At 43.4% G+C, this 12966-nt stretch carries 8 protein-coding genes; 1 reads left to right on the top strand and 7 read right to left on the bottom strand.

The features are described from left to right. Positions 1-14: 14 nt before the first annotated feature. The 7 genes from BMX56_RS18345 to BMX56_RS18375 form a co-directional block, all read right to left on the bottom strand. Entirely contained in the window at positions 15-1175 is a 1161-nt protein-coding gene (locus BMX56_RS18345; RefSeq protein ID WP_090651134.1) for a glycoside hydrolase family 76 protein, read from the bottom strand. 62 nt (positions 1176-1237) lie between these two features. Beyond that, entirely contained in the window at positions 1238-2374 is a 1137-nt protein-coding gene (locus BMX56_RS18350) for a SusE domain-containing protein (protein ID WP_090651135.1), read from the bottom strand. 41 nt (positions 2375-2415) lie between these two features. After that, positions 2416-4047, bottom strand: coding sequence for a RagB/SusD family nutrient uptake outer membrane protein (locus BMX56_RS18355; protein WP_090651136.1), 1632 nt, complete (start codon positions 4045-4047; stop codon positions 2416-2418). A gap of 10 nt (positions 4048-4057) precedes the next feature. Next, the gene (locus BMX56_RS18360) at positions 4058-7447 is read right to left on the bottom strand and encodes a TonB-dependent receptor (protein ID WP_090651137.1); all 3390 of its coding nucleotides are present in this window, start codon (positions 7445-7447) and stop codon (positions 4058-4060) included. 208 nt (positions 7448-7655) lie between these two features. After that, positions 7656-8612, bottom strand: coding sequence for a FecR family protein (locus BMX56_RS18365; protein ID WP_090651138.1), 957 nt, complete (start codon positions 8610-8612; stop codon positions 7656-7658). A gap of 128 nt (positions 8613-8740) precedes the next feature. Continuing rightward, entirely contained in the window at positions 8741-10456 is a 1716-nt protein-coding gene (locus tag BMX56_RS18370; protein ID WP_090651139.1) for a tetratricopeptide repeat protein, read from the bottom strand. A 433-nt stretch (positions 10457-10889) separates the two neighbouring features. Then, the gene (locus tag BMX56_RS18375; RefSeq protein ID WP_090651140.1) at positions 10890-11480 is read right to left on the bottom strand and encodes an RNA polymerase sigma-70 factor; all 591 of its coding nucleotides are present in this window, start codon (positions 11478-11480) and stop codon (positions 10890-10892) included. Positions 11481-11638: 158 nt separating this feature from the next. Here BMX56_RS18375 and BMX56_RS18380 point away from each other — a divergent pair, with 158 nt between their 5' ends. Then, positions 11639-12943, top strand: a complete 1305-nt coding sequence (locus BMX56_RS18380) for a hypothetical protein (protein ID WP_090651141.1) — start codon at positions 11639-11641, stop codon at positions 12941-12943. Positions 12944-12966: the final 23 nt, after the last annotated feature.

Raw genomic sequence — 12966 nt, forward strand, 5'->3', positions numbered from 1 at the left:
AGATATTTTCAAAATTAAAACTTACCATCGGCTTTTAAGGCTGCGGCAGCTTCTATCATCATTACGCCACTTAATTGTGTGGTTAAATCTGTGGTGCCCGATGGCAGGCTTTTCCAGTCGGGACTTACAAAAAGCGCCGGCCGGCTAATGCCTTTGGTGTATAAAGTTTGGGCATTAAATTTCAAAAATTTAACAAAGGCATCCCTGTCGGTCGAGCTTACAGCCGGCTCTTCAATCAGCAAAGTAAGATACCTCACCAAAATACCTTTAAACAACCCTCCGTCGCCCTGTCCTTCTGATTTCAGTAAACCACCCGGCGAAATATCCGTGTCGTTAATGGTAGCTTTGGCATTGCGTACGGCGTCGGCGAGGTAATCGGCATTATTAGTCACATGGTAAAGTTCAAGCGCGGCCCCCATATAAACACCCTGATTATAGGTGAATTTATTCTTGCTGATTTGCCCGTCGTGGTTTCCATTAATGCCATCCCAAATTATCCCGTTCGAAGGGTCAACCAGGGTGGCGTTCAGCCAGGTGTAAAGACTTTTTGCTATTGTAAGGTCCGCATCGTTCTTTTTTAAAGCATACAAACGGCAGGCAAATATAATAGCGGGCGCGTTGGCGGGGGTATTCTTATAATCCAGCTGCGATTTGCGCCAGGCTATACCACCGCCCTGGTTGGTGTTTTGGCCGGTTTTAATATCCGTCCAAAGGGTATTTGCTGCATCCAGGTAATCGTTATCATTGGTAGCCTCATAAGCCCGCAGGCTTGCAAGCGCCAGCCACTCCATATCGTCATAATATTCGTTTTGATATTTATTACCGTTGGTAACGCGGGTACCATTTAACAACGATTTCATTCGTTGTTTATAAACGTCGTTTTTGGTACGTAAAAAGGCATCGGTAAAAATATCCAGCGTATGTGCCTGGGGCCAGTAGTTATAATTGGTATTACCTGCGTTATTTTGCACAAAATAATTTCCATTTGCCGACAGATAGGTGCTGTAAGTTTTTTCCTGCAATGAGTCGGCAGTAGCAGCATATTTATAATCAACGGTTGCCGTTTTATTGTTAGGATAAAGCGGAAAAGGCTTATCCTTTAAGCACGATGTGAGCACAAGCGGTATCAATGCTGCAAATGCCCATTTCTGTATATGTTGGGTTATGATCTTCATAAATTTTATTTTAAATTCTGTACCGGTAAAATGATGCCGGTACAGAATTGATGGTTTATTTATTACTTAACGGTAACAACATGGGTATATGCAGGTACGTCTGCGCTCCAGATAATTTTAATATCCGCTTTACCATTATCGGCACGGTGATCAAATTTAAAGCAGTAATCATATTGCGAATTGTTAACCGGCACCATATAATAATAGGATGCGGCAGTGGTTGCGGTAGCCGGGCTGTTATCTGAATTGGTACTGCCATAGTACTGCGTTGATGTTGTTCCTGCAGCATCTTTAAGCGTAAACATAAACTTGTAACGCTCATCCCTGCCCCATGATTCCTGGTGGAAAACGATGGATGCATTATCAATTTCCCAGCTGCTGCCACCAACGTATGGCAGGTTAAACCAGATTTTGTTATCGGCAGCGAACCATAAACCTACCGATACAACTTCTGTCATCGATGCCGATGCTGTAGTAAAATCAACCACTATCCGCTCAACTTTGGTAGCGCCTGCAATGGTAGTATTGCCATCCTTTAACAATTTAACGCCATCAATAGAATAAGTTGCAGGTGTACCTGTGTTGCGTTCGGCAAAATGAAGTGTTCCTGCTTTTAATGAAGTATATGCTTCAAAAACGCCGGTTGATATTTGTTTTAAATGTATGGCCTTGCTTAAGTCATCACCACCTTCGGTTGCTGTTCCTGTAATATACAAATCGGCAGGAATTTCGCTAAATCCAGGCGCGCGCTGCACTTCAATAGTGCGCGATAAACTACTTTTTTGTACGTTGATCCCTTTTGATGACATTACCGTCCATTTTAATTTACCGGTTTCCTGCGGTTGGATACCTGCCAGATCGGCAATTTTGTTCAGGTCTTTAAAAGAGATGGTTAGCTTGTTGTATAAGCCATTGCCATCAGATGGCATGGTATAAATCGGCTTGGAAAAATCGCCGGTTGTTTTATCAAATGCTACTTCATACATCACCAGGCCATTATCTTCGGCCTGTGCCTGCTCCCATTCAAACGATGCCGAACCGGAAGCTGGCTCAAGTTTTATGAATTTGTTATCAACAGGCGCAAAAAAGTTTTTTACTGCCGATACCTGCGTGTGGTTAAGGGTTTTATCCTTTTTACAGCCGGATACAATTATTAATGCCAATATGCCTGCCATCAGGCAGAAAGTAATTTTTTTCATGATCTTAATTGATTATAATTTCTTTATAAATAATTATTGAACTACCAACCTGGATTTTGTGTAAGATTTGGATCCACAGCACGTTCGTCCCTCGGCACCGGCCATAAATAGGCTTTGCTTTTATCAAAACTTCGCAAATCGGCCCTGATGTATCCGTTATCCACAGAAGCCGGCCCGAATTTGGCACCATGCGACCAGCCGTTTAATACCACTTCGGCAGTTTTCCACCGGCGGATATCAAAAATGCGTAAGCCTTCCATAGCCAACTCGGTACGGCGTTCGTTCCGAACAATGGTACGCAGATCGGCCTGGGGAGCGCCACTGAAAGTAAGCGCGGCGGGGTCGGTAAAACCGGCACGGCTCCTTAAAGCTTTGATGGTTTTGTCCCATACGCCGCCGTCCAACTGGCCCAATTCATTTTTAGCCTCGGCATACATGAGTAATACATCAGCATAACGAATAAGGATAAGGTTTAAACCCGACTGGAAATTTACGGCAGATGTAGGGTCGTAATATTTGCGGATGTAATAACCTGTTGGCGAACTCACTTTACCGGGTGCATATTCATCCAGTTTATCCGTACCAGGATCAGATCCGGGTTTGGTATAAATGGTTTGGGTACTGCCATCCGGTTTTTTCCATTTGTATAAGTTATAAACTACCGTATTAGTCATCCTCGGATCGCGGTTTACGTACGGATTGTTCTCGTCGTAGCCAGATCCTGCGTCGGTAATCTTTTTACCATTGGCCATCAGGTAGCTATCAACCAGTTCCTGTGTTGGGGCAAGGGCATTAAGGCGGGCACCAACTGCAAGTGGGGCAAAATCAAAAAACTGGCTGTATGTTTTAATAAGCGGTACAAATTCAAGGTCGAGGATTACTTCGCTGTTATACTCGTTTTGCGGTAAAAACACGCCTTCGTACGATGGGAACAGGCTATAGGTGCCATTGCTGTTATCATTTATCAACTTTTCGCAGGTTGTTGCTATATCCTGCCAGCGGCTGTCATAAAGATAAACCCTTGCTTTAAGCGCAATGGCAGCGCCTTTGGTAATACGCCCCCTGTCTGCAGCGGCATAAGCTGTGTTTACCGGTAATGCAGCGGCTGCATCGTCCAGTTCCTTCAATACAAAATCAATCACCTGCGCTTTTGGCGTACGGGCAATGGTTTTGGCATCGGCTATCGAAATATCCTTATCAAACAACGGTACATCGCCAAACCAGGTAGCCAGCTGAAAATAATGATAAGCACGAATAAATTTAGCCTCGGCCTTCATGCGGACTTTAAGGGCGGCGTCCATTGAGGTTACCCTGTCCACATTCTCTAAAAAAATATTACAGGTTTTGATACCTGAGTAATGATATTGCCATTCCTCTTTAATACGCCCCAGCGAAGGATCATAAGTTCCGGCTGCAAGTGACGCCACTCCATTGGCGTCGCCGCGGCCATTGTACGCATTGTCGGATGCGCCTTCATTGTAAAAGAAATAATCTGAGCGAAACATTTGCGAATACGCGGTATTTAATACGCTGTTCGCTTTTTCGGTAGTTGTCCAGAAGTTGATATCGGTAAATTTATTTACCGGTGCCAGATCGAGCTTTTTACAGGCTGAAACCATAACAGTTAACAGGGCTATAAAAAACACGGTTCTATATGTCGTTAATTTCTTCATCTATAATAAATTATAATGTTACATCAATACCAAACCCATAATATATCGGCGTTGGATAGGCCCTGCCGCTATTAGCACCCCGAGCCTGTACATTACCATCAAACTCCGTCGACTCAGGGTCAAGGAATTTTATGCCCGAAAAGGTGAGGATGTTTTGACCTGAAACGTAAGCCCTTACTTTATGAGTGCCTATGGCCTTAGCTACGCTTTGCGGTAACGAATAACCCAGCGTTACGTTTTTAACGCGCAGGTACGAACCATCAAAAATGTACATATCAGATCCGCGCCTGAAATTATTGGTATTTGATTGACTGCCGGCAGCTGCCAGGCGCGGATAACGGGCATCAGGATTTTGAGGTGTCCAGTAGTCCAGTTGGTGCTGATAGATCACCTGCGAATAGTTGAAATGGAAGGGCTCAACTTGTTCGCCACGAACAAACATGCTGCGTTTGCCTACGCCCTGCATAAACAGGTTGAAGTCAAAGCCCTTGTAAGTTACGTTATAGGTAAAGCCAAATGTTAAACGCGGGAAACCATTGCCTAAAACAAACCTGTCGTTATCATCAATAACCCCATCCTTGTTAACGTCCACGTAACGGTTATCGCCCGGCGACACTGTTAAACCGGCCGGTTTTGGCCCGTTAACAATATCGTTAAGGTTTTGGAAATATCCATCGCGTTTTAAACCAACGTATGAGCCAATCGGCAGGCCAACTTTGTTAATAACCTGCAATTCGTCGTAGGTTTTAATCTGATCGCCACCTTCAAGCGATAATACTTTATTTTTAGTATCGGCTACGTTAAATGAAAACGAATGGTTAAAGTTTTTGCCTGATAAGCGGTAGTTAACAGTCAGTTCCCATCCCCTGTTTTGCACCTTACCGGCGTTATAATCGGGCAGTCCGGCGCCAAACACACCTGGCACTATTGGTGGCAGCAAAATATCCTTTGTTACTTTGTTAAAATAATCGGCAGATATGGTGAGGGTGTTTTTGAAAAAACCAGCATCTATACCTGCATTAAATGTGGCAGCACGCTCCCAGCGAATATCCGGATTGGCAAATGATATGGCTGCGCCACCAACGCCGGCATTATTAAAGCCATAAGCATTTTGGAAGGGGCCGTAAGTACGCTGGTATTGGTAATCGCCAACGTTCTGGTTACCCAAAATACCGTATGATGCGCGCAACTTTAAATCGCCATAGTTATCGCGGTAGCTTTGCATAAAATTCTCTTCGGTAACGCGGTAACCTACCGATCCCGATGGGAAGAAAGCGTTGCGGTTTTTTGTATTAAACTTTGATGAGGCATCTATCCTGAAATCAAACTCACCATATATCTTATTCTGATAATTATAACTTGCTCTTCCAAAAGCTGAGTTCAAACTCGTTTCTGTGGTGTTATTATTGGTGTTTGACGATGCAGGGTCAATTATAGTACCTGTTGTAGGCGTACCCAACTCCGGGTCGGTATATTTCAGGTAAAGGCTATTGCCCTGGTTAGTTGTCGATTCATTGGCCACTCCCACCAGCACATCTACGTTATGCGATTTATTGAATGTTTTGGTATACTGTGCAATTACCTGTGTATTTAAAAACAAATTCTTGTTATTCTCATCATTCGTATTCCTATCTGCACCGTATGTACCTTTCGGGAAATAATCAACTTCTATCACCCTGCCAAACATGTGGTTTGATAATAGCGTACCCCCGAAAACACCTTTCAACTTAAAGTCTTTGGTAATGGCCAACTCGGCATTTAAATTACCGAAAATGTTATCGTTATCACGTTTGCGGTAGCCGCCTGCTTCTAAAATCCCAAGTGGGTTAAATTCTGTTAATACATCATTGGTCAAATACCGTCCCTGGTCGTCTTTAATTTTATAATAAGTTGGCGTTCTGCCGGCATCAACTATAAGGGTTGATGTGTTGTAAGAATGCTCTTTAATTTCGGTACGCGAATAAGACAGGATACTGGTCAGTTTCAATTTACCATATTCGGTGCTCAGGTTCATGCGGTAATTGTAACGGCGCAAGCCATAGTTAGGTCCAACAAGGTTACTCCGTTGATCTGTCACTCCGGCCGAAACCAGGTATGATGATGAGGAATTACCACCAGTTAGTGCCAGGTTATGGTTTTGCAGCACGGCATTTTTTAAAATGGCATCTAAAAACCATTGCTGATCGCCTGCCTGTTGAAAATTTCGGATATCCTGCGGGCTGTAAATTGGCTGCAAACCTGCATTTACCACGGCCTCGTTCCTAAGGATGGCGTTTTCATAGCTGTGAACTGGCTTATAACCCACATGTGGTTCCTGTACACCGCCCTGCCCGTTGTAGGTAAGCTGGGTGTTGGAGTTCTTCTTTCCCTTTTTGGTAGTAACCAATATCACACCATTTGCCGATCGTGAACCGTAAATGGCCGCGCTGCCGGCGTCTTTCAAAACTGAGACACTTTCAATATCCTGCGGATTAAGCAGGTTAATGTCACCGCCGGTAATACCATCTATAACTACCAGCGGGCTGTTATCGCCTAAAGTACTTACACCACGAATGTTAATGTTTTGATAAGCACCAGGCTCGGAGTTAGTTTGCTGGATGATAAGATTGGGCGATGTGCCCTGTAAAGCCTGTGTTAAATTTACGGATGGTTTACCTTCAATAGCTTTTGACGAGATCTGATCGACCGCGCCTATAATATTGGCCCGTTTTTGTGTGCCGTAACCAATCACAACTACTTCGTTTAATGAAGTACGCTCGGGCGATAGCTGCACGTTAAAGGTAGTTTGATTATTTACCGGCACGTCCTTTGGTGTGTAACCAATAAAGCTGAATACCAGTACATCGTCGCTGCCTACGTTAGGCAAAGTAAAAGTTCCGTCTACACCGGTAATGGTGCCGGTGGTAGTTCCTTTTATTTTGACGCCAACGCCAGGAAATGGCTGACCTGTTTCGTCGGTTACTTTACCTGTAATTTTAATGGGGACCGGCGGGGCCTGCTGTATGACGCCTGTGCTGCTTTCTACCTCGGCTTTTTCATCAATAACAATTACGTCATCAATAATTTTATAGCTAAGGTTAAATGGAGTTAACACCTCATTAAGCACAGTTTTGATGCTTTCATTTTTGGCATTCAAAGTTACCCTGAAATCTGGCTTTAGCACATTATCCGCATAGGCAAATTTAATATGTTTATCGGCCGAGATCTTATCGAGCGCGTCGGTAAGCCTTGCGTTCTTGAGCTTCAGCGTAACCGAAATCTCCAAAAAGCGTTGGCCAAATGAATCATTTGCTACCGCCGAAAGGCACATGAAGCAAACAACAAAGCAGGCGAGCGAGGTAAATTTCATTAATATTAATACATAACGAACTACTCCATTTGAAAATAGAGATATATTCATAGATTTGAGATAATTAAAGTGTTTGAAATTGAGTGCTTTGTTCTGAATTGGACCTCGAAACGTTGCACTTATTAATACGCTGCATTTTAGTAACCCTGTTCAAATCCCTTTGATCAGGGTTTTTTGTATGTATTTATGTTGTCATGCTCTTCTATTTAGGTTAGCTAATAATTGGTTATATTTTGGATAAATTGGTTTATTTTATTGATTAACAGCCTTTGCCCTTAAGGCGGTAGCCGCCCTTATCCTGTATGGCTTTACCTTTAACAATTTTTGATAAAACCTTCATTACGGTTTCCAACGATTTATTGGTCAGGTCGGCTGTTATTGAACATCTCACAAGATTGATATCCACGTCAACTTTAACATTGAAGCGATGCTCAATTGTACTTATTACCTCCGGCAGTGGCATCCGCTTAAATACCAGGTCGCCGTTTTTCCACCTAACCAATATATCAACGTCAACTATTTGGGTTTTAACGACCTGGTTATTATCCTTGTTAAAAATTACTTCCTGGGCAGGGGTTAAGAAAACTGTTTGCGATTTTTTGGCATTGTTAGCCGCCGCTATTACCCCTACCTTACCGCTCAACACATCTACCTTCACAAAATGATCTTCGGGATAGGCTTTTATATTGAAACTTGTACCCAACACCTGGGTGCGTACAGCGCCGGTATGAATAATGAATGATTGATGATCATCATGCGCTACATCTAAAAAAGCTTCACCTGTTAAAGTGATCTCACGGCGGTCGCCACGGAATTTATCGGGATAAGTAAGTTTACTGCCGCCGTTGAGCCATATTTTAGTGCCATCGGCAAGGGTTATATTTACAATTTTGCCATTGGCTGCTGCAATTTGCCTGGTAGTTATTGGCGAAACGTAATCAAGTATATTATTGCGGTATATGTAAGCCGACAAGCACAAGCCTGCCAGTAACGAAGCCGCTACCAGCCATTGTTTTTTAAAGGTTTTGATTTTGCCGCCGTCAATTTGCGCGGTAATGCGGCTATATACTTTGTCGCTGTTAAATTCAACACCATGATCGTTTGCTTCGGGTAATTTTCCCAAATCCAAATCATCAAAATACCGATTTACGATTTCCTCCTGCAAAGATTGATCTTTAGCAGAAACTTGTTTTCTCCTGAAATTAAACTTTCTCATGGTTTATATATGCAGGATGCATTGAACATGTCCTACCCCCCAAAGCAGCTGAAAGTTTTTTTGAGAAATTTATTTCAACGTGTAAAAATCTAACTACAACAAGTCAAAGTGCCGCCTATTATCACATCTTATTCCATAAAAACCGAACCTGTTGGCACAACATCCGCGTGCGAGAACGAGCGAAGAAAGCCCGATTTATATTCGGCCAGGTTTTGTTTGTGATTTTGTGCTTTAATGCTTTGATACAACCCCAATAACGACCAGCCATTGCCAGGATTACGCACCAGGTCGGCCCGGTAAACCTGCTCCGCCCGGATATTATCATCGTTTTTTAAAAGGTAAGCTCCTAAAAATTGCCTGGCGGGGATGGGCCATTGGGCAGGCTCGGAGTAAATCATGTGATCTTCAACTGTTACGGCTTTGTTAAAGCTGGCTATACCGCTTTCATATTTATTTTGTGCCAATAAAATCGCACCTTCCAATATATTTTCGGCTATGGTAGCGCCTTCAAACGGTGTATTAAAAGGGATATCTCTTATTTTTAATACCGGGGCATTAATTTTATCACGTATTAACCCCAGCTGGCTATTTGCTGAATCCGGCCTACCGGTATAAATAAAGGCCAGTCCTTTTGCAAAATTATGGAGTACTTGCGCGTAAGTCCAATCGGCGGCCGGCGGGTTATTATCCTTCAATACCTCGTCCCATTTACCCAGGCGTACCATCGTGAGCACGGGCATCATATATAAATACTGAGCATAACTATCTGTGGCTGTTGGCTTAACGCTATTGCGACAATGCAGGGCAACTTCCCGCGCCTTTTCGTACATCCCTCCGCTAAAGGCGCAGTAGGTTTCTACAGCGTACACATGAGGGATTGATTTAGCAAGGGATAAATTCTTCACCATCGAGGCATACAAAATGGAACTTTTGCCCGACTTTTCGTTGACATCTACCCCCTGAAAATATAGCCCGTTCCGTTGATAAACATGGCTTGCCATATGTACCATGTGCCCTACCGCCGGGAAAAGCCGCTTTAAGGCTTCGGCACTGAACATAGCCGTTTCGGGATTATGGGATGCTTCTGTAAGATGAATATAATAATGCAATGCGGCCGGGTTATCCGGTTTTGCTTTCAATACGCCTTTACATAAATCCACCAGTTCGGGCGTCCATTCTTTGGCCAGTCCATCAGTAGTCCAAAAATCCCAGGGATGTATCAGCATCATGGCATCTATATATAACATTTTTATGTCCGCGTCATCAGGATATGCCGATACCAGTTTCCGCATGCCTTGCGCATAAGCCTTTTCATCATGATTAGTTTGATCTTTTACCAACGGGTATCTCAGGTTCATGACACTGATAAGTGCTTTTTCTTTCTCAGACGCGTTACCGGCAGTTGTATTTAACCGCTTTAAAACGCCGGGTAGCCCTTGCGGCACTTTATAAAGGTGAACCGCGTTGTAGTACGGGCCCATAGTTAAAGCCTGGCCCCAATAAGTCATTGGCGAAGCCGGGTCAAACCGGGCAGCTTCTTTAAATGATGCCAGCGCTTCCTTCATGTGATAGCTATAATACATGGTTAAGCCCTGGTTAAAATAAAACTGGGCGCTATCATTATGGGTTGATATTGAATAGTTATAATTGCCCCATCCCGGCAGCTTTATCATGTATTTTCCATCGGCCGCAGTATCGATGTTGTTGGCAGCAAATGATCCACAGGTAACCGGGTAGCTTTTCTTTATAGTTTTTTCACCGGTTGAATTATGCAAATTGAACGCAAGCAAGCAGGTCCCGGTTAAAATAACGGGGAACACAAAAAAAAGTGATACCTTTTTCATTGTAGTTTTTTTAACAGACGTGAACTATAAACAGGCAACCGGTAAAGTTTGTAATTGGAGGCCGATAAAAAGCCGGGCTGCTATCGGTACTAACAAATTTAAATAATAGTTTTTAAATACCCGCCGGATGAATAATCCCTACCAGGGCAAACGCATCTAATTGGGTTAACATAACTTAACACATTTCAAATAAAATACCAATAAGTACCTAATAATCAATTTATTATATTTTATCATGGTTAACACTAAACTGATAGCACAATTTAGGTGCATCCAAATATTTGTGCCTGTTGCTGGCCAATAAAAGTCCCTTTGGTACCTCTATCATTTAACCATTATCAGGCAATAAAACAAAGTATCGTTTGATGCATATATCTTCCCGACGACATAAACTCATTCCATTAGCTATTTAGATGTGTCTGCGCTATAACCTCTACCGCATCATATAAACCATTAACAGGGCAACAACCGATGGCAGGTAATCTGTTAACCCGGTACGCAGATAGCGCAAGGCAATGGTCATCTGATTTTCGACGGTTTTGATAGAGATATTTAGCCGAGAGGCTATTTCTTTGTTGGATAGATATTCTTTACGGCTTAGCGTAAAAATCTGGCGGCATTTTTCGGGCAACAGGGCAACATTGTTTTCCAGCAGCTGGCTAATGTCGCTCTGTAACAGTTTGCTGTCTGCCGTATATTTTTCAATCAGCTCTTCAACAACTTCCAAATCAAGCGTGGCTTTTTTGGTGCGGATATAATATATAACGCGATGACGGATGGCCACTTTCAGGTATGACTCAAGCGAGGTGATGTTGAGCTGGCTACGTTTTGTCCATAAATCAATAAACAATTCCTGCACCAGGTCTTCGCAAACATCGCGGTCGCGAAAAAGGTTGTAGGCAGCGTGGAACAGCTTGGCCGAATATCTTTTGTACAGCAATTCAAATGCCTCACGGTCATCCAGCCTTAGTAAATCTAACAATTTAGCATCGGGCCACATTTGATATTCCTCTCCTGGAAGCATAAATGGACGGTAAAACGGTTTCTGAATTGGACAGACATAATTACAAGATTATTTTTAAATAAAAAATTCTTTTTTGTTTCAGGCAATTTCGCGGGCAGCCAAATGACATATCTGTCACTTTTAAATTACTTTTGGGTTGCACGCTATTTTATATCACTATGACTAAAAAACACTACCCTTTGTTCTTGTTGATGATGCTGATTTTCGGCATGATGCAGGTAAAAGCCCAAACCAGTTTAAATGATATCAAAGCCATCCTCCAATCGCCATATTTTGAAAAGCTGTACTCCAACACCTATTATAGCCTTTTGGACAGGATGAGGAAAGATGGCTTTTTACCCGAATCATTAACCGGCGCTTACGAGGGTATGTATTGCCGTACAACCGGCGCGATGGTATCATTGCTGATAGAAACCAGCCGCTTAAAGGAGGCCGAATTAAACATTAAATGTGTGCTTGATGCCACCACCCAAAACGATATGGAGCGCATACCACATGTTATAGGGATAAAGGATAATAAATATACAATCATCAGCGATGAGCACCAGATTGACGGACAGGCACATGTACTGCTGGCCTGGGCAAGGCTGGCACTTAAACGGGGCCACACCAATTTTGAAGATAAAACCTGGCCACTGGTAAGTGCGATTATGAAACGTACCTGCGACCGTACATTTTTTCAGCATGGCTGGTGGTCGGTTGAACCAGGCCTGGTGCGTAATATCTCGTTTGAACATTCAAGGGAAGGCCGACGCTGGGATGTTTGGGATTTACTTACCCAAAGTTTTGTTGGCGCAGCTTTGAATGATATGGCGACCGTAGCCGAACGCCGCAGCGAAACCAAGCTGGCTGCGGACTGGCGTAAAAAAATGGAGATACTGCAACAAGGCATCCGTAAAAACCTGACCACGGTACGTAACAGCGATACCACTTACCTGGAAATGCGGCTGCCCGATTCAAACGGAGGTACACCTTATTTAGGGATGGGATGGGTAACCCTATCGCCTGTTGCCGCACAATGGGAGGGTTTAAACCACCAGGTAATGCGCAATACCGTAAAAGCTATGCAACAGGGCATGCTTAAAAAAACAAACGGACTGGCCTGGATGCCTACAGATAGTTACCCGGACGGAACAGTATCTAACGAAATTATTGGCAAAGGACAAGCCTGGGAAATGGAATTTGCCCGTACAGAAAAAGATTACAACCGGATAAAAGCAATCCTGGACCTGATAAAAATTGTTAATGCCCCCAAACCAGTGTACATGGAAGGCGGCTGGCTTGACGGCAACGGCCATAAACAATCTGAAAAGATAAGTGATACCGACCTTGCAGCTATGAACAACGCGGTATGGAAAACCAAAGATGCCGGTAATGGCGAACAATGTGCCTGGTGGTGCTGGGCCATGGCACGCCTTAGGGTTGCCGCTGGCCTGCCTGCCGAACCTGCGAGAGTTAAATAAACCCGCTAATAAAAAAGCCCGAC

It is taken from the genome of Mucilaginibacter sp. OK283 (genome assembly GCF_900110415.1).
Classification (GTDB): domain Bacteria; phylum Bacteroidota; class Bacteroidia; order Sphingobacteriales; family Sphingobacteriaceae; genus Mucilaginibacter.

Bases quoted from the DNA above. Each gene is read 5' to 3' on its own strand.
- BMX56_RS18345 (WP_090651134.1), bottom strand. From the start codon at position 1,175: ATGAAGATCATAACCCAACATATACAGAAATGGGCATTTGCAGCATTG.
- BMX56_RS18350 (WP_090651135.1), bottom strand. From the start codon at position 2,374: ATGAAAAAAATTACTTTCTGCCTGATGGCAGGCATATTGGCATTAATA.
- BMX56_RS18355 (WP_090651136.1), bottom strand. From the start codon at position 4,047: ATGAAGAAATTAACGACATATAGAACCGTGTTTTTTATAGCCCTGTTA.
- BMX56_RS18360 (WP_090651137.1), bottom strand. From the start codon at position 7,447: ATGAATATATCTCTATTTTCAAATGGAGTAGTTCGTTATGTATTAATA.
- BMX56_RS18365 (WP_090651138.1), bottom strand. From the start codon at position 8,612: ATGAGAAAGTTTAATTTCAGGAGAAAACAAGTTTCTGCTAAAGATCAA.
- BMX56_RS18370 (WP_090651139.1), bottom strand. From the start codon at position 10,456: ATGAAAAAGGTATCACTTTTTTTTGTGTTCCCCGTTATTTTAACCGGG.
- BMX56_RS18375 (WP_090651140.1), bottom strand. From the start codon at position 11,480: ATGCTTCCAGGAGAGGAATATCAAATGTGGCCCGATGCTAAATTGTTA.
- BMX56_RS18380 (WP_090651141.1), top strand. From the start codon at position 11,639: ATGACTAAAAAACACTACCCTTTGTTCTTGTTGATGATGCTGATTTTC.